The 21,930-nt window shown below is 69.1% G+C and carries 23 protein-coding genes and 5 pseudogenes; 9 read left to right on the top strand and 19 right to left on the bottom strand.

Annotated features, from left to right (window positions below):
• Nucleotides 1–32 precede the first annotated feature (32 nt).
• The 5 genes from ABZT12_RS25690 to ABZT12_RS25670 form a co-directional block, all read right to left on the bottom strand.
• Nucleotides 33–662 (bottom strand): DUF305 domain-containing protein, encoded by a 630-nt coding sequence (locus ABZT12_RS25690; RefSeq protein ID WP_356388739.1) that lies wholly within the window; start codon nucleotides 660–662, stop codon nucleotides 33–35.
• Between the two features lie 92 nt (nucleotides 663–754).
• Nucleotides 755–1,159 carry a DUF6153 family protein gene (locus ABZT12_RS25685; protein ID WP_356388736.1) on the bottom strand — a complete coding sequence of 135 codons (405 nt, stop codon included), beginning with the start codon at nucleotides 1,157–1,159 and terminating at the stop codon, nucleotides 755–757.
• A gap of 42 nt (nucleotides 1,160–1,201) precedes the next feature.
• The gene (locus ABZT12_RS25680; protein ID WP_356388734.1) at nucleotides 1,202–1,630 is read right to left on the bottom strand and encodes an arsenate reductase ArsC; all 429 of its coding nucleotides are present in this window, start codon (nucleotides 1,628–1,630) and stop codon (nucleotides 1,202–1,204) included.
• On the bottom strand, nucleotides 1,623–2,732 hold the full coding sequence (gene arsB / locus ABZT12_RS25675) for an ACR3 family arsenite efflux transporter (RefSeq protein ID WP_356388732.1): 1,110 nt from the start codon (nucleotides 2,730–2,732) through the stop codon (nucleotides 1,623–1,625). Before arsB ends, ABZT12_RS25680 begins: the two co-directional genes overlap by 8 nt.
• On the bottom strand, nucleotides 2,729–3,118 hold the full coding sequence (locus tag ABZT12_RS25670) for a metalloregulator ArsR/SmtB family transcription factor (protein ID WP_356388730.1): 390 nt from the start codon (nucleotides 3,116–3,118) through the stop codon (nucleotides 2,729–2,731). Before ABZT12_RS25670 ends, arsB begins: the two co-directional genes overlap by 4 nt.
• Nucleotides 3,119–3,224: 106 nt before the next feature.
• On the opposite strand from ABZT12_RS25670, the gene arsM reads away from it, so the two are divergent.
• The gene (gene arsM, locus ABZT12_RS25665; protein WP_356388728.1) at nucleotides 3,225–4,115 is read left to right on the top strand and encodes an arsenite methyltransferase; all 891 of its coding nucleotides are present in this window, start codon (nucleotides 3,225–3,227) and stop codon (nucleotides 4,113–4,115) included.
• Nucleotides 4,116–4,264: 149 nt separating this feature from the next.
• On the opposite strand, the gene ABZT12_RS25660 is transcribed toward arsM, so the two are convergent.
• Both ABZT12_RS25660 and ABZT12_RS25655 read right to left on the bottom strand, forming a co-directional pair.
• Nucleotides 4,265–5,206 carry a hypothetical protein gene (locus ABZT12_RS25660; RefSeq protein WP_356388726.1) on the bottom strand — a complete coding sequence of 314 codons (942 nt, stop codon included), beginning with the start codon at nucleotides 5,204–5,206 and terminating at the stop codon, nucleotides 4,265–4,267.
• A gap of 377 nt (nucleotides 5,207–5,583) precedes the next feature.
• Entirely contained in the window at nucleotides 5,584–6,432 is an 849-nt protein-coding gene (locus ABZT12_RS25655) for a helix-turn-helix transcriptional regulator (protein WP_356388724.1), read from the bottom strand.
• Between the two features lie 439 nt (nucleotides 6,433–6,871).
• On the opposite strand from ABZT12_RS25655, the gene ABZT12_RS25650 reads away from it, so the two are divergent.
• The 3 genes from ABZT12_RS25650 to ABZT12_RS25640 all read left to right on the top strand — a co-directional run bounded on the left by ABZT12_RS25650 (nucleotide 6,872) and on the right by ABZT12_RS25640 (nucleotide 9,307).
• Nucleotides 6,872–7,837, top strand: a complete 966-nt coding sequence (locus ABZT12_RS25650; protein ID WP_356388722.1) for an SDR family NAD(P)-dependent oxidoreductase — start codon at nucleotides 6,872–6,874, stop codon at nucleotides 7,835–7,837.
• A gap of 214 nt (nucleotides 7,838–8,051) precedes the next feature.
• Entirely contained in the window at nucleotides 8,052–8,489 is a 438-nt protein-coding gene (locus tag ABZT12_RS25645) for a VOC family protein (protein ID WP_356388720.1), read from the top strand.
• 455 nt (nucleotides 8,490–8,944) lie between these two features.
• Nucleotides 8,945–9,307 (top strand): hypothetical protein, encoded by a 363-nt coding sequence (locus ABZT12_RS25640; RefSeq protein ID WP_356388718.1) that lies wholly within the window; start codon nucleotides 8,945–8,947, stop codon nucleotides 9,305–9,307.
• A gap of 402 nt (nucleotides 9,308–9,709) precedes the next feature.
• Here ABZT12_RS25640 and ABZT12_RS25635 read toward each other — a convergent pair whose 3' ends face one another.
• A complete protein-coding gene (locus ABZT12_RS25635) occupies nucleotides 9,710–10,075 on the bottom strand; it encodes a hypothetical protein (RefSeq protein WP_356388716.1) in 366 nt (121 codons plus the stop codon).
• Nucleotides 10,076–10,282: 207 nt separating this feature from the next.
• On the opposite strand from ABZT12_RS25635, the pseudogene ABZT12_RS25630 reads away from it, so the two are divergent.
• Nucleotides 10,283–10,675 (top strand): annotated as a pseudogene (locus ABZT12_RS25630) (hypothetical protein); the annotation flags it as partial.
• A 28-nt stretch (nucleotides 10,676–10,703) separates the two neighbouring features.
• Here ABZT12_RS25630 and ABZT12_RS25625 read toward each other — a convergent pair.
• Nucleotides 10,704–11,255 carry a GNAT family N-acetyltransferase gene (locus tag ABZT12_RS25625; protein ID WP_356388714.1) on the bottom strand — a complete coding sequence of 184 codons (552 nt, stop codon included), beginning with the start codon at nucleotides 11,253–11,255 and terminating at the stop codon, nucleotides 10,704–10,706.
• A gap of 480 nt (nucleotides 11,256–11,735) precedes the next feature.
• Between ABZT12_RS25625 and ABZT12_RS25620 the strand changes: the two genes are divergently transcribed.
• On the top strand, nucleotides 11,736–12,011 hold the full coding sequence (locus ABZT12_RS25620) for a hypothetical protein (RefSeq protein ID WP_356388711.1): 276 nt from the start codon (nucleotides 11,736–11,738) through the stop codon (nucleotides 12,009–12,011).
• A gap of 98 nt (nucleotides 12,012–12,109) precedes the next feature.
• Here ABZT12_RS25620 and ABZT12_RS25615 read toward each other — a convergent pair.
• Nucleotides 12,110–12,299 (bottom strand): annotated as a pseudogene (locus ABZT12_RS25615) (transposase); the annotation flags it as partial.
• Between the two features lie 207 nt (nucleotides 12,300–12,506).
• Nucleotides 12,507–13,283, bottom strand: coding sequence for an alpha/beta fold hydrolase (locus ABZT12_RS25610; RefSeq protein WP_356388709.1), 777 nt, complete (start codon nucleotides 13,281–13,283; stop codon nucleotides 12,507–12,509).
• A 54-nt stretch (nucleotides 13,284–13,337) separates the two neighbouring features.
• On the opposite strand from ABZT12_RS25610, the gene ABZT12_RS25605 reads away from it, so the two are divergent.
• Both ABZT12_RS25605 and ABZT12_RS25600 read left to right on the top strand, forming a co-directional pair.
• Complete coding sequence (locus ABZT12_RS25605; RefSeq protein ID WP_356388707.1) at nucleotides 13,338–13,751, top strand: helix-turn-helix domain-containing protein; 414 nt, start codon at nucleotides 13,338–13,340, stop codon at nucleotides 13,749–13,751.
• Nucleotides 13,752–13,885: 134 nt separating this feature from the next.
• Nucleotides 13,886–14,086: a hypothetical protein gene (locus ABZT12_RS25600; protein ID WP_356388705.1), complete on the top strand. Its 201-nt coding sequence runs from the start codon at nucleotides 13,886–13,888 to the stop codon at nucleotides 14,084–14,086.
• Nucleotides 14,087–14,199: 113 nt separating this feature from the next.
• Here ABZT12_RS25600 and ABZT12_RS25595 read toward each other — a convergent pair whose 3' ends face one another.
• From ABZT12_RS25595 to ABZT12_RS25585, 3 genes are all read right to left on the bottom strand, one after another.
• Nucleotides 14,200–14,868, bottom strand: coding sequence for a Type 1 glutamine amidotransferase-like domain-containing protein (locus ABZT12_RS25595; protein ID WP_356388703.1), 669 nt, complete (start codon nucleotides 14,866–14,868; stop codon nucleotides 14,200–14,202).
• Nucleotides 14,869–15,091: 223 nt separating this feature from the next.
• Nucleotides 15,092–15,664, bottom strand: a complete 573-nt coding sequence (locus ABZT12_RS25590; protein ID WP_356388701.1) for a WHG domain-containing protein — start codon at nucleotides 15,662–15,664, stop codon at nucleotides 15,092–15,094.
• Nucleotides 15,657–16,511, bottom strand: a complete 855-nt coding sequence (locus ABZT12_RS25585; protein WP_356388699.1) for an alpha/beta hydrolase — start codon at nucleotides 16,509–16,511, stop codon at nucleotides 15,657–15,659. Before ABZT12_RS25585 ends, ABZT12_RS25590 begins: the two co-directional genes overlap by 8 nt.
• 447 nt (nucleotides 16,512–16,958) lie before the next feature.
• Here ABZT12_RS25585 and ABZT12_RS25580 point away from each other — a divergent pair, with 447 nt between their 5' ends.
• Nucleotides 16,959–17,405, top strand: a complete 447-nt coding sequence (locus ABZT12_RS25580) for an Rrf2 family transcriptional regulator (RefSeq protein ID WP_356388697.1) — start codon at nucleotides 16,959–16,961, stop codon at nucleotides 17,403–17,405.
• 128 nt (nucleotides 17,406–17,533) lie between these two features.
• Here ABZT12_RS25580 and ABZT12_RS25575 read toward each other — a convergent pair.
• The 5 genes and pseudogenes from ABZT12_RS25575 to glpK form a co-directional block, all read right to left on the bottom strand.
• Nucleotides 17,534–17,929, bottom strand: a pseudogene (locus tag ABZT12_RS25575) (type 1 glutamine amidotransferase domain-containing protein); the annotation flags it as partial.
• 70 nt (nucleotides 17,930–17,999) lie between these two features.
• Nucleotides 18,000–18,197: pseudogene (locus ABZT12_RS25570) on the bottom strand (MarR family transcriptional regulator); the annotation flags it as partial.
• Nucleotides 18,198–18,258: 61 nt separating this feature from the next.
• Entirely contained in the window at nucleotides 18,259–18,984 is a 726-nt protein-coding gene (locus ABZT12_RS25565; RefSeq protein ID WP_356388694.1) for a GNAT family N-acyltransferase, read from the bottom strand.
• Nucleotides 18,985–19,640: 656 nt separating this feature from the next.
• Nucleotides 19,641–20,289: pseudogene (locus tag ABZT12_RS25560) on the bottom strand (FAD-dependent oxidoreductase); the annotation flags it as partial.
• A 76-nt stretch (nucleotides 20,290–20,365) separates the two neighbouring features.
• Nucleotides 20,366–21,883 carry a glycerol kinase GlpK gene (glpK, locus tag ABZT12_RS25555; protein ID WP_356388692.1) on the bottom strand — a complete coding sequence of 506 codons (1,518 nt, stop codon included), beginning with the start codon at nucleotides 21,881–21,883 and terminating at the stop codon, nucleotides 20,366–20,368.
• Between the last annotated feature and the right edge of the window lie 47 nt (nucleotides 21,884–21,930).

The following is a 21,930-nucleotide window of genomic DNA, read 5'->3' as shown; positions in this document are numbered from 1 at the left end:
GGCCGGTCCCGCCTCCTCGCCGCGGCGCTCGGTCAGACCTGGCCGAGGAGCTGCCTCATCCGCTCGATCTCGGCGCTCTGCGCGACGACCACGTTCCCCGCGAGGGCGATGGCGGGACCGTAACTCCCCTTCCCCTGCTCGGACTTCGCCATGGTGACGGCACCCTGGTGGTGCTGGACCATCAGGGTGAGGAACAGGGTGTCGAACGCGGCGCCGGACGCCTTCCTGAGCCTGTTCATGTCGGTGGCGGCCATCATGCCGGGCATCGCCGGGGACATGTCGTGGCCCATGCCGGTCATGTCCTCGGGGAGCGGCTCGCCCCATGAGGTGAGCCAGCCGGACATGGTGGTGATCTCCGGGGCCTGGGCCGCCCGGATCTTCCTGGCGAGTGCCTCGACCGTCGCCGAGCGGGCCCGGCCGTGGGCGAGGCCGGCCATCTCGACGGCCTGGCGGTGGTGCTGGATCATCTCCGTCGCGAAGGACACGTCCGCCGCGTTGTGGGTGCCCGCCGACGCCGTGGCGGTCGCGGTGGGGCGGGGGGTCACGGACTGCGTGGCGTGGGCCCCGCCGGTGCCGCCGCCGCACGCGGCGAGCGCGAGGGCGGCCACGGGGACGGCGGCGGCGAAGAGGGTACGGCGGACGGACCCGCGGTGTGCGGTCATGGTGGGACTCCTGGGGTGGATCTCGGTACGAGGGCGGACCGGAACGCGGCACCTGGCCCCAGAGGGCGGGTTGCGGTGGCGCGCGGGCCGCTCTAGATCCGCAGGAGCTGGAGTTCGGAGAGGGAGGGCGGCGCGCGTCCGCCCTCGGGGACGGCACCGGCTCGGGCGGCGCGCGGGCCGGACGGGTCCGGCGCGGCGGCCACGTCGGGGCACAGCACCGGCACCACCACGGGTGTCCCGGCGACGGACGCCGAGACACAGAGCGGGTCGGCGTGGGTCATCCCGCCCTCGCAGCCGCAAGAACCCCCGTCCGACGCCTTCTCGGCGGAGGAGACGACGGCCGTGCTCGTCACGCGACCGTGGCCGGGGCCCATGTCCGCGCCGGGCACCGGCCCGAGGCCGTGCATGCCGAGCAGCCCCAGCAGCACGGCGGCGACGAGCAACCCGCTGCGCCACAACGGACGTCGTGGCGCAGCGGGTTGCCCGGGAAGGATCACGGACCCACCATACCCACCCCGGGTATGGTGGGTCCCGGAGGGTCAGCTCGCGGGCAGCAGCTCGGCCAGCAGGCCGCGGATCCTGGTCTCGATCTCGTCCCGGATGGGCCGTACCGCGGCAACGCCCTGCCCGGCGGGGTCCTCCAACTGCCAGTCCAGGTACCGCTTGCCGGGGAAGACGGGGCAGGCGTCCCCGCAGCCCATGGTGATCACCACGTCGGACGCCCGCACCGCCTCGTGGGTCAGCACCTTGGGGCGCTGGGCGGACAGGTCGACGCCCACCTCGGCCATGGCCTCGACCACGGCGGGGTTCACCGTCCCGGCGGGGGCCGACCCGGCGGAGCGCACCTCGACCCGGTCCCCGCCGAGCCGGGCGAGGAAGGCGGCGGCCATCTGCGAGCGGCCCGCGTTGTGGACGCACACGAACAGCACGGACGGCTTGGACGGCTTGGACGGCTTGGACTCAGACATGGACGGGACCTTCCTCGACGGGGGCCGGACTCCCGGCGGGCGGAGAGAAGAAGCGGCGGGCGGCGAGGGCGGCGTAGACCAGGCCGATCAGGACCGGCACCTCGATCAGGGGGCCGACGACTCCGGCGAGGGCCTGCCCGGAGGTCGCCCCGAAGGTGGCGACGGCGACCGCGATGGCGAGTTCGAAGTTGTTGCCCGCCGCGGTGAAGGCCAGCGTGGTCGTCTTCGCGTAACCGAGGCCGACAGCCCTGCCCAGCGCCATGGAGCCGGCCCAGATGACGGCGAAGTACACCAGCAGCGGGACCGCGATCCGCACCACGTCCAGCGGCCGGGAGGTGATGGCGTGGCCCTGGAGCGCGAACAGCACGACGATCGTGAACAGCAGCCCGTACAGCGCGAACGGGCCGATGCGCGGCACCAGTCGGGACTCGTACCAGGTCCGCCCGCGAGCCCTCTCGCCGAGCCTGCGAGTCGCGAACCCGGCGGCCAGGGGGATGCCGAGGAAGATCAGTACGCTGCGGGCGATCTCCCACACGGACACGTCCAGGCCGGTCCGCTCCAGGCCGAGCAGGCCGGGCAGCACGGAGAGGTAGAACCAGCCCAGCGCGCCGAAGGCGATCACCTGGAAGACGGAGTTCAGGGCGACGAGGACGGCGGCGGCCTCGCGGTCGCCGCAGGCCAGGTCGTTCCAGATGACGACCATGGCGATACAGCGGGCGAGCCCGACGATGATCAGGCCGGTGCGGTACTCGGGCAGGTCGGGCAGGAAGATCCAGGCGAGGGCGAACATCACGGCCGGCCCCACCACCCAGTTGAGGACCAAGGAGGGGACGAGCAGGCGCTTGTCGCGGGTGACGGTGCCGAGGCGGTCGAAGCGGACCTTGGCCAGGACCGGGTACATCATCACGAACAGGCCGAGCGCGATCGGCAGCGAGACCCCGGTGACCGTGACCCGCGCGAGGGCGTCGCCGAGGCCCGGGACAAGGCGGCCCAGACCCAGGCCCGCGGCCATCGCGACGAGGATCCACACCGCCAGGAACCGGTCCACCAGTGACAGCCGCCCGGCCACCGAACCCGTGGGCGGCGCGGTCGCCCCGCTCACGAGGCGGCCCCGGACGGCTCGCCCGGCGAGGCCGCCGGGCGGCTCAGCACCTGGGCGAGCCGGTCCGTGGTCGCGGGCAGCAGCCGGTAGTACACCCAGGTCCCGCGGCGCTCGGAGGCGATCAGGCCGGCCTGCTTCAGCAGTTTGAGGTGGTGCGAGATCGTCGGCTGAGAGAGCGCGAACGCCGGGGTCAGGTCACAGACACAGATCTCCCCGCCGTCCCGTGAGGCGATCATCGACAGCAGCCGCAGCCGCACCGGGTCACCCAGGGCCTTGAACACCTTCGCCAGTTCGACGGCCCGGCCCTCGTCCATCGGCGCGGTCAGCATCGCCGGGCAGCACGCGTCGGCGTCCTGACCGAGGACCGCCGGCTCTTGTTTCGACATGTTTCTATATTGACGTTTCCCGATCCAGGGCGCAAGGTTGTATCGATAAACGTCAATCCAGCCGGGTCGGACCTGACCCGGTCCCCCCGCCCCGAGGAGTCACCTCATGAGCGAGCACACCACCGGCCTGCGCGAATCCGTCCGCCGCCGCTACGCGGACGCCGCCCTGCGGGTCACCGAAGGGAACACCGCCTGCTGCGGCCCGTCCACCATCGAGACCGACGACTCCTTCGGCTCCGCGCTCTACGCCGCCGACGAGCGCCACGCCCTGCCCGCCGAGGCCGTCGCCGCCTCACTCGGCTGCGGCAACCCGACAGCGGTCGCCGACCTCCGCGAGGGCGAGCGTGTCCTCGACCTCGGCTCCGGAGGCGGCATCGACGTACTGCTCTCCGCCCGCCGGGTCGGACCGGCCGGCAAGGCGTACGGCCTCGACATGACGGAGGAGATGCTCGAACTCGCCCTCGCCAACCAGAGGAAGGCCGGCGCGCGCAACGTCGAGTTCCTCAAGGGCACCATCGAGGCCGTACCGCTCCCGGCGGGCACGATCGACGTCGTCATCTCCAACTGCGTGATCAACCTGTCCGTCGACAAGGCCGCCGTCTTCGCCGAGATGATGCGCGTCCTCGCGCCGGGCGGCCGTATCGGCGTCTCCGACGTCGTCGCCGACGACACCCTCACCCCCGCGCAACGGCGCGAACGCGGCGACTACGCCGGCTGCATCGCCGCAGCGCTCTCCTTCGCCGAGTACCGGCAGGGCCTCGAAGCCGCCGGCTTCACGGAGATCGACATCACCCCCACCCACGAGGTCGCCGACCGCATGCACGCCGCGACCATCCGCGCCACCAAGCCCGCCACCGGGGACGACACCCGCCCGGACGAGGCCGTGCCCGACTCCTGCTGCGGCGTCACCGCCTGCTGCACGGCCACCGAGCACGCCGACGACCCGGCCGTCACGGTCAGGGAGGCGAAGAAGGCGTCGGGCTGCGCCTGCGCCTGACCCACACAGGGGAACGAGAACGAGAACGGGAAGGGGACGGGGACGGGGACGGGGACGGGGACGGCGAACGGAAGAGGGCGGCTCCCGGTCTTTCCGCAGCCGCCCACTTCCCCTCAACTACCGTTCTGCCACGGCGAGTTGCGTCGGACTCAGTCGACGTTGCCGGAGTTCTCCCGCGGCAGGAGCCTCTGGCGAGCCCAGAGGCTCAGCAGTGCCGTCGCGCCGACCAACAGCGGCACCGGATCACGGGCGGGCGGAGCCAGCACGTATCCCAGCGCCGTGGCCGTGCAGACCGTCAGGGGAATGAACGCCGCCGCACCCTCCATACCCCACCGCAGCGCGGGCTGAGCGGTGCCCAGGGCGCTCGCCCCGCCGGGCACCCAGGGGCTGACAGCGGCCACCAGCAGTCCCCCGGTGGCGCAGACGTCGACCAGCCGACAGGACATCACCTCGGGGCCGTGCGGGCCGACCGTCCACAGTCGCAGGGTGTCGCCGATCAGAATGAAGGACAGCCCGGCGATCCCGACCCACAAGGTGACCCTCTGTTCGCTCCGCACGAGACGACGCAGAGCGAACAGAAAGCTGATGAACACGACTTCCGCGACCCACAGGACACCGACCATCCCCGTCCCCAGCCGCCAGCCGTCACCGGCCCCGCGCAGCAGCACCCACCCCGTCATGAACACGACCTCGGTCGTGACGACCCCGTCGAGCACGCGCCGCAGCACCACGTGCCGGCCCGTGCCGGCATCGGCCGCGACCACCAGGCCGGCCGTCCCCAGGCCGACCGTCAGCGTCACTCCGGTGACCACCACCGAACCCAGCAACGATCGCGCGCCCCGCCCCGAAGCCGGAGGCTGAGCCGACAGCACGGTGACCGCTCCCCGGTACACACCTCCGGCTACGGCGGAACCCCCCAACAGCAGCAGGCGCGTCCGCACCCGTCCACTCGCCCCCCACGCCCGGAGCATCAGGGAGGCCGCCAACCCCCAGCAACCGGCGGACGGCCCGAAGGCCACCTGCCGCCCCGCCCCGCCATCGGCGGCCCACGACCCGCCGTAGGTCAGCACCGTGCCCACCACACCTGCCACGCCGACCGCACCCCAGGTACGCGCCCAGGCCCTAAGACAGCGGCCCGCCCGGAGCCCGAGCACGTCCGGCGACTTCCCCAGCCCCGACATCAGGTGCGCCTTTCCACCGGTCCCCCGCCCGCGGGGCCTCCCCCCGCAACCCCCGGATGCAGAGGCAGCGTAGAGATCGGGCACCCGGCCCCGAACGGAACCATCGGTTCATTCACTCGTACTGCGTAAGGAAGGGCAGATCACCGACTGCCCTCCGCTTGGCGCGGCCGAGGGCTCGGCGGAGATCCGGACGGGACGCGGATGTCGTCGACGGACACGGCGGACACGGCGGAGTCGACGCCCTGACGCACTGCCACAACGGCTGGAACAGGAAGCGAGCAACTGGACTAGGGACGCGCCGACATCCGTTCGGTGCCGATGACACGTAGTACGTCGAGTGCCGACGCCTCCCGCGTACCGGCTGCGGCGGAGTACACGATCATCGACTGGTCGGTGTCCGGAAGCATCAACGTGTCGCAGTCCAGGACGAGACGTCCCACCTCGGGGTGGTCGATCGTCTTCTGCATCGACCGATGCACCGTCAGGCCCCCCTCCTCCCAACTGTCCCGGAACCGCTCACTGCCGGCGGTCAGCTCCTTGATCAGCCCACCGAGGTCCCGGTCGTCCGGATACCGCGAGAGTGCCGTGCGCAGCAGCCCGACCGCTTGCTGCAACCACGCCGCCTCTCCTTCCGGGGTGAGTGTGACGCGAGCGTGGCCGGTGCCGAGGAGTCGCTGCCAGATGATGTTGCGACGCTCCTCGGGCCACCGGCTCAGGTCACCGAGGAGCGCACACCCCATCGGGTTCTGCGCCAGGACGTCACCCTTGGCCGACAACACCACCGCGGGGAGGTCGGTCAGTCGTTGGAGCAGCCGCAGCACGCTCGGCCGTATCGCCATCTCGATCCCCCCAGCGAGCGGCGGTGTGCTGCCGGCGAGGCGGAAGACCTGGTCGCGTTCGTCCGCCTCCAGTCGCAGGGCCTGGGTCAGTGCCTTGAGCACTTGGGTGGAGGGTCGCGATCCGCGACCCTGCTCAAGACGGACCACGTACTCCACGCTCACCCCCGCGAGCAGAGCCACCTCCTCGCGGCGCAGTCCGCTCACCCTCCGCCTGGGGCCGGCGGTGAAGCCGACCTCCTGGGGTGCGATGCGTGCCCGGGCAGCCTTGAGGACACGAGCCAGTTCGAGGCGATCCATGCACCCATCATCCCGGCCCCGGCGCCCGACATCCTGGTACGGCCGCTCCTACCCACGGCCGTACCTGTATCGGTTCCCGCCACCGCAGCATCATGGACGCATGAGCGAGACTCACACCCTGTTGATTTTGTAGGTCCCCCTTCCAACTCAGCTGTGCTGGACAGGAGTTGGGCTGGACCAGGAGACGGTACGCCGTCCCGCAACTTCTGCGGGCAACAGGATCGGCCGCTTCCTCGCCGACGTAGACCGCGCCGGCCGCCCCACCCGCACGCCCGCACGCCCGCCCGGAGACCTAGACCTCGGAGGTCGATCAGGGCACCCCGCTCCTGTCCGACCTCCCACCACCGCAACGGGCTCTGTCGCCACCCACAGGGGCCGTACCGACATCACCTTCACTTCTTGATTCAAGTTGACCGCTGTCAACGCTGGAGTAATCGATATGACCACGATCCTGATCACCGGCGGCCACTCGGGCATCGGCCTCGCCGCTGCGCGCACGCTCGCCGCACAGAACATCGACCTCGTGCTGGCAGGACGCGGCTCGGAGCGCATGCGACAGGCCGCGGAAGAGCTGCACGCGGCCCACGGCGTCACCGTGACCACACTGACGCTCGACACGTCATCACTCGCGTCGGTCCGAACTGCCGCCGCGCAGTTCAGGACGACGATCGAGGCCGGCGAGATCGACCCGCTGGACGCGCTCCTCTGCAACGCGGGTGGCCGCTTCGACGGTGAAGTCACCTACAGCCCTGATGGTTATGAGACCACCTTCGCGACGAACTGCCTCGGACACTTCCTGTTCGTCGAGCTCCTGCTTCCATGCCTGGCCGAGCGGGGCCGGATCGTGTACACCGCCAGCGGTACCCACGACCCCGACTCGATGGACGGAAAGGCGGTCGGCACCGCCGTGGAGCCGGACGCCGTGGCGCTGGCGTACGACGGCAAGAGCGGCGGCAAGGCGCTGTCCGCCGGGAAGCGCTACTCCACCTCGAAACTGTGCATGGTCATGTACGCCTACGAGTTGGACCGCCGGCTCCGCCGAGCCGGCAGCTCGGTCGCCTCGATGTCCTTCGACCCGGGATCCGTGCCGGAAACCGGCTTTCTCCGCGGGATGCCGAAGCCGATCCAATGGTTCTCGAAGACATCCGTCATGAAGTGGATGTCCAAGCGCATCGGCCTCATCACCTCCGACGTCGAGTTCTCCGGCGCGTCCTTGGCGGCGATCGCGGCCGACCCCGCCCATGCGAACGACTCCGGCAAGTACTTCCAGGCGAACGACGGAACCCTCTCGGCCGTGCGATCGTCACGGATCTCCTATGACGAGCAGCGCGCGGCGAAGCTGTGGGACGACTCCAAGCAACTCGTCCACCTGACCGCCGAGGAGGAGCCCGCGCAGCTGCGATGACCGCAGTCGAGTAACCCGTCGCTGCCGCAGAGCTACTCGACTCAGGCGGCAGGATCACCGCGCGTCCCGTCCCCTCGCGCCGCGTGCGGAAACATGCCGCTCGACCACCGCGCGAGCGGCCGTGTCGTCCAGGACTGGCGCGCCCAGGGCAGGGACGGCTGCGGGCCTACCAGAAGGAAGCACCCGATCGACCCGTCTCGGTAGCATGCACCGCATGGCCATCAAACTCGAGAACGTCGGCATCGCCGTTCGCGACCTCGAAGCAACGATCTCCTTCTTCACCGACCTCGGCCTCACCGTCATCGGCCGTGACACGGTCAGCGGTGAGTGGACCGACACCGCGGTCGGCCTTGATGGCAATCACGCCGACATCGCGATGCTCCAGACGCCGGACGGTCACGGTCGCCTTGAGCTCTTCGAGTACATCCACCCCGAAGCGATCGAGTCGACGCCCACTCTTCCCAACGAGATCGGCATGCACCGCGTCGCCTTCTCAGTCGACGACATCGACGAAGCCCTCGAAACAGCCGCGAAGCACGGATGCCTTCCGCTTCGCGGTGTGGCGACCTACGAGGACATCTACAAGCTGACGTACGTCCGCGGCCCCAGCGGCATCCTCGTCATGCTCGCCGAGGAACTGAAGAAGAACTGACGCTGACCGGGCCCAAACCGATCAGGGGCCGATTCTGAATCTCTCCGAAACCGACCCTGCCCTGCCCTGCCCTGCGACTGACTCCAGTCCCCTGTCCCAGGGCGCTACGGGGTTGGTCTGGGGGCCAGTTGGGGACCACACAGCGTGCCCCGGCTCGCCGACGACCAACAACTCCTGCGCACCACCTTCCGGATCCTCATCCCCACCACCTACAAGGCCGACCGACGAATACGTCGCCCAGGCCCTGCAAGCCGGGGCCAGCGGATTTCTCGGCAAGGACGTCTCCGCACACACCCTGCTGAACGGCATCCGCACCGCGTCGTCTCCGGAGAAGCACTCCTGGCAACGCGCCGGAGGTTCACTCGCACGAGCGATTGTGACGTTTTGCACATAGGTGGACACTCGGTGTATTCGGGGAGCTTGTGGGAGCTCTCCCGACACAAGGGGGAACCGTCATGACCGCAGTCGAATCATCCACCGCCAAGGTGCCGCAGATCACGAACAGTTCACAAACCACCGAGAGCGACCAGGGCCTCGCGGCGATCAGCGGCAACGTCAACGCCGTGTGGCGGGCGTGGTGGACGTGGAGCCCGGGGAACGGGACGTTCAACCTCCAGCTCCCCTGGAATGTCATCGGGACCAACTCGACGGTCGTCATCACGGCCTCCGAGATCGACGGCAACGGGAACCGGCTCGTCGGCGCGGCGCCCTTCCAGGTGTCGAGCATCGCCCCCGGTAGTGGACTGGTGACATTCAAGATCAGTATCGGCTGGAGCAGCCCGCTGCCGATGCGCACCGACGTCCTGGTCTTCAACTGAGCACCACTCTCCCGTCGCACCGGTCAGGCAGGCCAGGGACCCCGCCGATCGGCGGTGACGACCAGGCACGGCCTGCCCCGTGTCGACTCCGGGTTCGCCCGAGCCGCCACGGGGCACGCCATCTGCCCAGGCCACCTCGACGACCACCGCGATCCTCCCCGCCCCGCGACCAGACCCGCGCACGGCATGCCGCGGCCGGACTGCCCGCCGCCGCGCACGGCGGCGGGCGGATCCACGGGCGCGACCAGCTCGCTGCCGGCGCCGGCACGAGCACCTCGCGCAACCCCACCGGCGCCCGGCCGGTCAGCGCCTCGACGTCGCCGCTCAGCTGGAGTACGTCAGCATCACTAGCGGCGCCAAGCTGCAGGCGGCCAAGGATCAGCCGTTGAAGGCCGTATCTCCTCACGCGCGGTCCGTCAGTTCCTCCGCGAACACTTGAGACAGAGGCTGCGGTCCAACGTACTGCTGACAGTTGCATTGGCCGGCTTCGTATCGCAGCGGCTTCTTGTTCTCGTCCCAGGCCGTCGGCACCTCGACACCTTCATGGCACCGGCCCTGTTTGTCGTGCTTGGCGAGATGGTGCGTGCATCCACACACGGCCTCGGGCGGCTTGTGCGCCGCTTCGATGGCCAAACGTTCCTGCTTCGCTGCCTCCAACAACTGCAGCTTGCGCTCATGCCGATTGCGCAACGCGGTGCGGACGTTGTCAGCCGCCCACGCGAAGCCACCTGTCCAGAAGATGATCAGAATCCACCAGAACCAGTCCATGAACTGCCCCCCTCCCCCTGTCCTACTGTGGGCCAGCATAGATAGCTCACCCCGGAGGCTTCCGCACCTGTCACGCAGACAGGCTTCGCTGAGAGCCGTATACGTGCGCGGCACCTGTCGCACATGCCCGCCAGCGCTTCCACCCCGCCGACCACCTACAACCCGACCGGAGCGAACACCTACGAAGCAGTAGCCAAGCAATCACCGCAATGGCTCGCCTTCCCCGTCGACCGGGCACCGCTCGACATCCTCAAAGACCACGGCTTCACCGCCGTCGCCGCCCAGCTCAGGGGACCCGTTGAGAGGCCTCGGAAACCCGGGACGGCATCTACGAGACGGCCGCCAGTACGCCGCCACCCGCTAAGCAGTGAAATCGCCTCGGCGCTTGGGTCACCCCCACAAGGACGTGCGCGAGCCTCAGCCGGCCCAGTTCGTCACCTCCACCGACACCTCCTTCCTCCTGAGCAAGGACGGCGGAGGCGGCGCCTTGGCGCTGATCGCCGCCTGCGCGGACTCGTGATACGGGCCGCGACCGCACTGGCCGAACGCGCCGGGGGACGACTCGACCCACCGAAGCTCGCGATCCTCGACGAGGCCGCCAAGGCCCAAGTCGACGTCCGAGTCGATCTCAAGCGAGCGGTGTGACCGAGGACCACACGCCGAACCACTGCTCGGCGCCGTAGGCCTCGAATCGCTCCAGCTCGGTGAACCCGAGCTTCGCCGCGAGGCGCATGGAGCGGACGTTGGCGGTCTGGGTGTAGAGCACCACCGGCTCACCGGGAAGCGCGCCGGCAAACCAGTCGAGTGCCGCTGTGCACGCCTCCGTGGCGTACCCGCGTTCCCACCCCTCCGGCAGAAACAAGTAGCCGAGTCCGGTCCCACCGGCCTCCCGACGGCGGTCGCTGTCCGGAAGCTCGGAGGCGTGCGGGTCGAGCTCGATCGTGCCGATCGCCACTCCGTCGAGCTCCACCACGAAGAAGCCGGGGCGCCGCCCGGGTACCTCAGGCACCGTACGTTCGAGCTCAGCACGCGGTCGAGGGCCACCGAGGTAAGTGCCCACCTCTGGCGAGGCGTTCAGCTCGATGACCGCCGCACGGTCGCGGGCCTCGGACTCGCGGAGTACGAGCCGCTCGGTTTTGATCGGGGCCGGTGGCCAGGAGAGGGGGCGGAGGTCACTCACACCTGCCAACCTAGCCAGCACCTTCGACAGCGATCAAGACGCGCAAGGCGGTCAACACACCGGCCGGGCCCGGTCTCACCGTCGCCTACGAGGCCGGGCCCGACAAACAAGAGGTCCCTCCCCACCGGCTGGTGTCCACTCCTTGCCCCACCCTTCCTTGGCCCACCCTGCGCTCGTGTGCCCGTACCCGCGTCCCCGACCCCAGATGTCCCACCTCCCACCCGGAAGTAGGCTCGTGGGCAGCGACGACACTCTGCGGAGTCCGATCGCCCCGCCCAAGGAGAGAGCGGAGCGCCACTGCGGGTTGTGCGGCGCACTTGGCCGTTCCGCACCTCCGGATCCACCCACACGGCTGCCGGTGACGGACGGAGCCGAAAACGCACCCGCAGATGTCAGGCAGACACTCAGCCTGTTCTTCAGGGCAGGGCCGCCTGAAAGTGTGCGCCAGGGTCAATCCTGCCCATGAGTAGGGTTGTTGCCATGGCCAAGGGGATGGGGCGGCGGCCCAAGGTGGATCTGGACAGCGATGTCGAGGACGCGACGGTGCTCATCCTCGAATGGCTCGGCGAGCAAGGTGTGAGTGCCATGATCCGGGTCGACGCGGAGCGCATGTGTGACGGTCAGCCGGCATGGACATTCGCAGCCTCAGGCGGGCCCCTGGAGGGTGAGATGAGGGCCGACGGGGCCTCATCCGCCGAGTGCATGGGCAGGGCACTGTTCGGATTGCGGGAAGCCGGGCTGGCCGTTCCCTTTTGAAGTCGGGTTCAGGGTCGAAGCTGGTCGCGCTCGGAGATGGTTTCGGGGCGCCTGGTGGTCTCACCGACGTCGTAGCGGGTCGCCGGCAACCACGGGCAGACCGCCAGTGGATCGTGACCGCCAGGCAGACGGTCGACCTTCAGACGGACCAACTTGGCTTCGATGAGCGGCAGTTCACCGGTGTGATCGATCCGTGGCGAGCGCGTGGTCAGTCTCGGGTGAACGCGTTCCCAGGCCCTCACACGACATCACACGAGTGATGCCACAGCGGTCGGTGACCTGCACGGTCACCTGTCCGGGCATTCATAAGCCAGTTGTGGGCCGTCAAATCTCATCTCCGGCCATCGCCCGCCGCTCCCCGTACCAGCGCCGCACGCGTTCCGAGCGCCTGAGGCATGGTCACGAACCACCACCAATCTGATGCAGTGTCAGCCACCTGGACTCCGCAAGGGCCGCGCGACCTGGGCAAGCGGGAAGCCCAACTGGACTACTGGGTCAGGCCTTTGCCAGGAACAGGTCGATCTCCGCCCAGGTCGCGTCCGGGGCTTCGAGGTGCGGGAGGTGCCCGGCTTCCGGGATCTCGACGAACCGCGCACCTGGCACCGCCTGCGCGACGGCCCGCCCGTAGGCCGGCGTGACGATCCGGTCGCTCTCGCCCCAGACCACGAGCGTCGGGACGTTCACCGCGCCGAGCCGACCGAGCAACGTAGGGTCGCTCATGCCGGTACCGGCAATGGCAGCCATCGTGCGTCCGTTCGCCTGCTGGATCGCGCGCTGCTCATCGGTGAAGCCGGCCGGGTCGACGTATCCACGCTCCGGGTCGTGCCAGGCGGCCTCGGCGAGCCCGCGGGCGTCGAGGGCGAAGAAGTCCGCGACAGGCGATCCCTCCACGACCGCACCGACGCCGTCGATGGAGACCACGGCCCCGATCAGCCCCGCATACCGCTCGTCATCGGCGGCCTGAACCGCCATTTCGAGTGCGATCCATCCGCCGATCGAGGACCCGATCAGTACGACGTCCTGCTCTTCGTGATCGAGCAGGCGCGCGAGGTAGCCGGCCGCGAGCTGCGCGACCGAGGTGATGGAGTCGGGGCGCTCGGTGCCGTCCCAGCCGGGATGCGTCGGCGCGAGCGCGTGCATGGTGGGGGCGAGGTGCTGCACGATGGGCAGGACGGTCCGGGGCCCGCCGCCGCCGTGCAGCACGAGTGCCGTACGTGACTCGGGGGCGCCGGCCTGAACGACAGGAAGGTCCTCGGGAAGGGAGACGCGCATGATGCTCCTCGGTGAATCAACATGTTTATGTAAGGGCGTTGATACATTAACACCATGACGACCGACCTAGAAGCCCTCGGGCAGGCGATCAAGCGTGCACAGCACCGGAACCACCGCACGATGGATGCCGCGCTGCGCGAGATCGGGGTCAGCCTGGTCCAGTGGGATGCTCTGCGCGCCATCGAGCGAATGCCGGGGGCCTCCGGGCATGAGCTCGCCGTCGCGACCTTCCAGAGTGATCAGGCGTTCGGCACCCTCGCGAGCCGACTCGTGGATCGTGGGCTCATCGCTCGGTCCGCAGGCCGCGGGCGACGTTTCGAGCACGTCCTCACCGAGGCGGGGCATACAGCACTCACGGAGGGGCGGCAGTTGTCGATCGGCGTTTTGCGAGACCTCTTCGCACCTCTCGACGAGGCGCAACGTACGGCATTGCTTCGATCACTGCGGGAACTCACCGAGGAGACGTGATCGGACGTCACGCGACTCGATCACCCCGCGGCGCTACCTCAAGAAGCAGATGAGGACGCGACGACGGTTGATGGACGGCATACGGTGGCGGACGCCGACCCGGGCCGGGGCCCCCGGCGGGACACGCCAGAAGGATGCGGCCATGGGATTGGGTCGATGACGTCTGGCTGGAGGAACTGGCCCCGCCCGCCTACCACTTCAGGGAGGCCGGCTGGGAGATCACCCGCGCCTCCCCCAAGACCGACCAGGTCGCGCTCCGGACCGAGCAGACCCGCCGCTTCGAGACCGACACGGAGGTGACCGTGGCGCTCACGAACACCGTGCGCGCGCCTTGACTCCGTATGGGCGGCGTCTTCGTGGCGGACTCCGACACCGTCATCTCCCCCGATGGCCACGGCCCGCTGTGGGAACTGGCCGAGGACACCGGGGTTGCCCACCGCGCGTTGACTTATGGGTGGAGGCGCCACCGGCCCTCGGAGATGACGTCCACCTCGGCGTCCCTGACGCGAACGGCCGTCTCGTCGTCGATGAAGTAGATCGGGAAGTCCGCCCGCGCAGCGATGCGATCAGCCCAGGCTTCGTCCCGCTCGGGGAAGTCGGGCGAGTACAGGTGGGGCTTGAGGTACCAGTCGAAGAGGCCGAACGGCGGCTCCACGGTCGTCGCGCCGAGCACGTGGAGGTCCGCGGTGTCCCCGATGACGTCGGCGGAGTGTGCGGTGAGATTACGGCTGAAGATCATCGATCCGGCGCTGACCCCCACATACACCCGGTCCTCCAGCGCCTTCAGGAAGCCGTCGGCCAGGCCGTTGCCGGTGATGCTGCGCGCGAGGTGGTAGTGGCTGCCGCCCTCGACATAGATGACGTCGGCATGGAGCAGCCGGTCGAGCACCATCTGCCGGGGCAGGCCGTTCAGCTCCAGGACGTCGAACTCCTGCCAGCCGAGGCCGTACAGCAGGTTCATGTCCGCGATGAACCACCCATGGTCCCCGGGCTCGGCGACCGATGCCGTGGGAACGTACACGACGTTCGCCGATTCGAACGGCTTTCCCAGCATGTCCCGCAGCGCGTCCAGCAGCGTCTCGTTGCGCAGGCCACTCGCCGTCAACAGAAGGTTCATCGGATGAGCCAAACACGACTTACGGGCGCGCGCAACGAACCGAAGATCCACCAATTCGATCACGGCATGGCGGCATCAGGGGCAGGTGCGGGGTCGCTCGTTCGATACGACATGAGGCCGGAGGCGAACGGCGACGGAGAACGGCGATGGAGAACGACGACGGCGCGAAGGCGATGGCCCGACGGCGGTTGCGCGCCCGAGTCGCCGACGGTGAGGAGCACGCTCAGGAAGCGGGTCGCGCGCGAAGGCCGCGGTCGACGAGGTCGATGAGCCAGTCGAAGCTGTCGTCGACGTCGACCGACCACTGGAAGCCGCCGGTGGCCTGTAGGGCGGCGAAGCCGTGGAAGACGCTGCGCAGCGACCGGAGTGCGTGCGTCATCTCCTCCGGTGGGATGTCGTACCCGGTGAGGACCGCTTGGAAGGGGGCGATCCCTTTGACGGCGGCGACGGCGATGGGGTCGTCGGGCCCGGCCGGGGTGAGCCCGGCGGTGGCGGCGTAACGGCCCGGGTGATCGAGGACGTACTGGCGGAGCGCCCGTGCCGCGGCGCCCAGTGCGTCGCGGCCGGAGCGGCCTTGGATGGCGGTGCCGACGGTGTCGGCGACCTCGGCGAGCGCCAGGGCGGCGATACGACGGTTGAGGTCGTCCTGGCTGACGACGTGTTTGTACAGCGAGGGGGCTTTGACGCCGACGCGCTCGGCCAGCCGCGCCATGGTGAGTTCGCTGAAGCCGATCTCGTCCGCGAGCTCCGCGCCGGCCGCGACGACCGCGGCCGCGTCCAGCCCCACCCTAGGCACGGGAACCACCCTCCACCGAGGTGAGCGGTGCCAGGAACGGCAGGACCGCGGCGAGGGTCTGCTGCGGGTACTGCACGTGCGGGTAGTGTCCGGCGCCGTCGATCATCTCCAAGTGGCCCAGTCCGGTGGGGAGTTCGGCCACGACGGCGTCGCCCTCGGCTCGGGGCGAGGTCCAGTCGGGGTCGTCACTGCCCTGTACGACGAGCACCGGGCAGGCCACGTTGCCCAGTTGCTCACCGGCGTCGGCGGGAGAGACCGAGCCCATCTTCTGCAGGACCTTCATCCGGCTCGGCTCCTTCAGGTGCGCCATCAACTGGGTCGTGCGCGCCTCCCAGTCCACCGGCTTGACTCCGGGATACGCGACGTCCAGGTACTTGGCCCACTGGTGCCTGCTGCCGAAGAGGGTGGTGCCCGCCAAGTGGCTCGCACCGCGGCGGTAGTTGGCGACACGCATGTCGCCGAGCCGGAACCGCAGCTTGCGCGTGAAGGGGGCGATCTCGACGACGGCGGTGACCAGCTCCGGGGCCTGCGCCGCGGCGATGGTGACCGCGCCGCCGGCGATGGAATGCCCCACCAGTACCGCGGGACCACCGAGATGCCGCACCAGGGCGAGCAGGTCCCCCGCGATCGCGGTGCGCGAGTAGGACGCCCACCCCGTACTGGACTCGCCGCAACCGCGCAGGTCCACCACCGCCACCCGGTACCCGGCTTCGACCAGGGCCGGACCGAGGAACCGGTAAGCCTCACGCGTGTCGCCCATCCCGTGTGCGAGCACGACGAGCGGTCCGACGCCCGTCACCTCGTAAGCGAGAGTTTCGCTTCCCTCAACGGCCAGAAACTCAGTCACGGCGATCTCCGAACTCATGGCGCGGCTACTACCTTTAGCCAAAAGCTAACACAGTTAGCTTGAACGTGAAACCCGCTCGCGCCTCGCGGACGGGCCGACAGCGGCATGCCGCGCATCGACGGCTACGCCACCCCGCATCACGAGGCCAAGAGAAGCCGCCCATGAACACCTCAGTTCGGCAGCTCACCCCCATCGCCAACTCCCGCGCACGCCGGGGCCGTTGACGCCGCCATCGAGGCGGCACTGGAACGACGACACCAAGATCACCGAAGCCACGCTGGACACCGTCGCGTGACGATCCCCAGCCATCGATCGGTGGGGGCAGTCGTCCGGATGCCCCAGCGATCGATGGGCAGCGTTCACCTGCTCCCCGTACTCCGCGGCATTTCTGGGTCTCTGAGCGGGCACGTGTAGTCGTGACGGTTACAGAAATGGCACGATGGGGTGATGGCCCGCTCCACGAACACCCAGTTCGCTGTCGCCGTGCACGTACTGGTCATCCTGACCGGCGTCACTGATGGCAGCGCCGTGAGTTCCGAGGAACTCTCCAAGAGTGCCAACGTCAACTCCGTCTATGTACGCCGCGTGCTCGGACCCATGCGGAACGCGGGGCTGGTCCGGTCCCGGTCCGGCGTGAACGGCGGCTGGGAGCTGGCAACCGACCCTGCCCGGATCACGCTGGAACAGGTGTGGCTGGTGCTTCAGGGCGACGAACCCGTGCTCGGACTGCACGGCCCTGATCCGTCCTGCGTCACGGGCCGGTCCGTCCAGAAGTCCCTGGTGTCGATCGACCGTACGGTCGCCCACGCCGTGGCGACGGCCCTCGGGCACTTCACCGTGCAGGACATCGCGCAAGGTGTTCCCGAGGCGGCGCGGCTCCTGGGGAGCGCGTGACCGCGATCCTCTCCGCCGGCCGAGGAGGACTGTGCCCTAAGGCGGCGAGTCGGCGCGGACCCGTTGCGCGGAACACTTCCGGCCCGCCGGGCTGAAGCCTGGCGGGCCGGAAGTGCGGAGAGAATCTCTTACGCGGAGGCGGACAGGCTCTCCTCGCCGACCGATCCGGCCTGGGCCGTGGTGAGTGCGATGAGGGCGTCGGCTGCCGGGCCGGACGAGGCGGGGTTCTGGCCGGTGATGAGCAGGCCGTCCTGGACGACGTAGGGCTGCCAGTCGCCGATCTTGGAGTAGACGCCACCGAGGCTCTTGAGTTCGTCCTCGACGAGGAAGGGGACGATGTCGGTGAGGGCGACGCCGTCCTCCTCGGAGTTGGTGAAGCCGGTGACCTTCCTGCCCTTTACCAGGGGCGTGCCGTCTTCGTTGACGGTGTGGCGCAGAACGCCGGGGGCGTGGCAGACCAGGGCCAGGGGCTTGCCGGAACGCAGCGTCGTCTCGATCAGGCGGGCGGAGACGGTGTCCTCCGCGGAGCAGTTCGGCCTGGGTGGCATCGGCGTGCTGTTGAAGTTCCTCGAGGTGCTGCCTTCCGGCGGCGGTGAGGGTGACGACGTTGCGGCGCCGATTGGCGGGGTCGGCCTGCCGGTCGACCCGGCGGCAGCCTTCCAGGCGGTTGAGGATGCCGCTGACGTCGTTGCGGTCCAGGCCGAGGCGGCGGCCGATATCGGCTTGACTGAGCGCCCCGTCCTCGTCCAGTGCCGCCAGGACAGCGAATTCGGCGCGGGCGCTGAGCGGCATGCGTTGTGCGGTCAGCCGAGCGCCGAGCGTCGACACCTTGCTCGCCTGCCAGCTGGCGAGCTCACGCAGTCGGGCCGGAGAACGAGGCCACTCTGGCATCCGGGTCGTACGCCGGCTCGCCACAGATCCAACTGCCCAACCGAAAATACCCGCGCATCAGCGGTGGAATGGCCAGGCTGTCCACATCGACCGTGTCATCACTCAAAAGGGGCTCATGCGCGGCGACCCGGAATCCAGGCGGTGCCATGTACTTCTCGCGCAGTGTTTTCCATGTGACAGCGGATTCATCTTCGCCGGCCCGTAGATGAACCCACGCGCAGCCACCCAGCCAGCGATATCCGGTCCTGCGCATGTATTGACCGATACCACTCCAGATCAAGTTGATGACCGCGCCGCTCCGGTGATCGGGGTGTACGCAAGAGCGCCCCGTCTCCACCAGGTCGGCGGCGATGGGCCGCAGAGGGCCAAGGTCGAAGGTCCGGTCCCCGAACCGCTCTCCCACGAGTGCTGCGCACCGCGGCGTCATCATGCGATACGTGCCGACGATCTTCCCGCTGCTGTTCTCGCGCACGATCAGATGGTCGGCGTACTCGTCGAACTCATCAGCGTCGAATCCATTGGTCAGGCTGGACATGTGAGCGCCGAATTCGGCTGCGAACACGTCGTGACGCAACTGCTGGGCTTCGCGCACTTCATCTCGGTCGGCAACCGTCAGGCTGTAGCCTGGAACGGAGGAAAACAGCCCGAATTCACTGTTCGCCGCCTCGGGGTGAGCATTATTACTCATGCTTCCATTTCCTTTTTCCTCTCGAGTATACCCGCTCCGGGACGACGCTTCTGTTCCTCGCCGAGTGGTCCGACCACGTCAGCCGATCCGGAGCAGACGTATTTCTCACGATTCGAGGCAGTGAGGCTTCCTCAGTGTTTTTGGCGCGACGCCACGCTGGTTCGATTCATGAGGGTGGCGGGCCGGTGTGATCGTCGCGACACTGCGGGGCCATGCTGGCAGAGGTGCGGCGCACGCTCGACCGTGGGTCTGGCAACTCGGCTTCCCGTGACGTGAGTTGAGCCGACTGCGCTCGCCTGCGCCGGACGATCACTTGGACACCCCGGCCTCATCACCGCCGTACTGCGCGGATGCGGCGGCCGGCTCATCGACCCGTTCCCAAGCCGGGCCGGGCCGGGGTCAAGAGCCGGTATGTGTTGCCCGTCGTACCGGCCAGGCGATCAGCGTCATCGCCAGGGCGGCCACCGCGAGCGCGGAGCCGGCGAGCAGGACGGCTACCGGGTCCCAGACTTTGCCCAGCACCTGCACGAGGACGGGGAAGGCGAATCCGACGTAGGGAGGCTGTAGAACACGGCGATGACGGTCGAGATGTCCCGCGGGCCGGCGAGCGACTCCACGAGCTGGAGACCGCTCACCAGAAGAAGGCCGTAGGTGGTGACAGCGGCTCCCACCACCCGCTCGCTCTGCCGCAGGACGCGGCTGACACGGGTGCGGTTGGCGGCCAGCGCTCCGTAGGCGACGGCCGTGCGGACGAGGAACATGGTGTACCGGGCGCCGTCGACCTGGGCGTCCCAGTACTGGATCGCGCCGACCGGGGCGTCGGAGCGCAGCGCGGGCGCCTCGTGCAGGGCTCGGCGCTTGAGCAGGTGGCGGTGGTGGGGCAGACCTCTGGAGGTACCGGAGGCCGCGGCCATGGTGTCGTACAGCAGCACCCCGGCACCGACGTACGGACGCTCCCGGATCCGGTGTCGCAGGGATGGAGGAACGGCACCGGACGCACCAGATGAGGGGCCAGGAACTGAAGCAGGAGTTCGCGTTCCTTCAGGGCTTCGGCGACGAGCCGGGAGTCCAGCATCTCCAGGTAGCGCAGGCCGCCGTGGATGAGCTTGCTGGAGCGGCTGGAAGTGCCCGAGGCCCAGTCCGGGCTTCGACGAGGCCGACTCTGAGCCCCCGGGTGGCGGCGTCCAGGGCCGCGCCGGCGCCGACGACGCCGCCCCCGACGACGAGGACGTCGAGCTCACCCTCTCCCAGTCGGACCAGGGCCTCCGCGCGTGCGCCGGGCGAGAGAGCCACCGGGTTCGCCATGGTTTCTTCCTCGTGCAGCGGGTGCGGGCGGCGCAGGCGGCTCGGGCGGGCCCATTCGGTCACTCCCGGCCGGAACCTATTCGACCGTGGCCCAGTCGAGCGTGCGCTCCACCGCCTTCTTCCAGCCCGCGTATCCTTCCTCGCGCTGTTCCTCGGACCACTGGGGTTCCCAGCGCTTGGACTCCTGCCAGTGGGTGCGGAGTTCGTCCGTGTCCTGCCAGAAACCGGTGGCCAGGCCGGCGGCGTAGGCGGCCCCGAGCGCGGTGGTCTCGGCGACGACCGGGCGGCTGACGGGGACGCCGAGGACGTCGGCCTGGATCTGCATGCACAGGTCGTTGGCCGTCACGCCGCCGTCGACCTTGAGCACGTCGAGGTGGACGCCGGAGTCCTGCTCCATGGCTTCCACCACGTCACGGCTCTGGTAGCAGATGGCTTCCAGGGTGGCCCGTGCCAGGTGGCCGTTGTCGTTGTACCGGGCGAGGCCGACGATCGCGCCACGGGCGTCGGAACGCCAGTACGGGGCGAACAGGCCGGAGAAGGCGGGGATGAAGTAGATCCCGCCACTGTCTTCGACGGTACGCGCCAGGCGTTCACTCTCGGCGGCATCGTTGATGATCTTCAGCTGGTCGCGCAACCATTGCACCGCGGAGCCTGTGACGGCGATGGAGCCTTCGAGTGCGTAGATCGCCGGGCTGTCGCCGAATTGGTACGCCACGGTGGTCAGGAGGCCGTGCTGGGACCGCACCAGTTCCGTGCCGGTGTTGAGCACCAGGAAGTTGCCGGTGCCGTAAGTGTTTTTGGCTTCGCCGGGCGCATAGCAGACCTGCCCGACGGTGGCTGCCTGCTGGTCACCGAGCACACCGGTGATGGGGATGGCCGCCCGCAGCGGCCGGGACGTACGGGTCTGTCCGAACGCTTCCCGGTGGGAGGACGGGCTGATGGTCGGCAACATCGCCCGGGGAACGCCGAAGAAGCCCAGCAGCTCGTCGTCCCAGTCGAGGGTCTCCAGGTCCATCAGCATGGTGCGGCTGGCATTGGTCACGTCGGTGGCGTGGACGCCACCGTCGGGGCCGCCGGTGAGGTTCCACAGCACCCAGGAGTCGGTGTTGCCGAAGAGGGCATGGCCCTGCTCGGCCGCCTCGCGGACTCCGTCGACGTTCTCCAGGATCCACTGGATCTTGCCGCCGGAGAAGTACGTGGCCGGCGGCAGCCCTGCCTTGCGGCGGATGACGTCGCCCCGGCCCGAGCGGTCCAGCGCTGCCGCGATGGAGTCGGTACGGGTGTCCTGCCAGACGATGGCGTTGTAGTAGGGGCGGCCGTTGCGCGGGTCCCAGACGACGGTCGTCTCCCGTTGGTTGGTGATACCGATGGCCGCGAGGTCCTCCGGCGAGAGGTTTCCGTGCCGGAGCGCGTTCTGGATCACCGAGTTGGTGCGCTCCCAGATCTCCACCGGGTCGTGTTCGACCCACCCCGAGCGCGGGAGGATCTGTGAGTGCTCCAGCTGGTGCCTCGCCACTTCGTTGCCGGCATGGTCGAAGATCATGAAACGCGTGCTGGTGGTCCCTTGGTCCACCGCGCCGACGAAGTCCGCCATGGGATGCCGCCTCTCCTTGGGCTCTCCCGGGGGCAGCCGGATCACGG

Origin of the sequence: Streptomyces sp. NPDC005423, from assembly GCF_040606415.1 — a bacterium.
Classification (GTDB): Bacteria; Actinomycetota; Actinomycetes; order Streptomycetales; family Streptomycetaceae; genus Streptomyces.
Note: the sequence above shows the minus strand (reverse complement) of the source record. Positions and strands in the feature narration are given on the sequence as shown.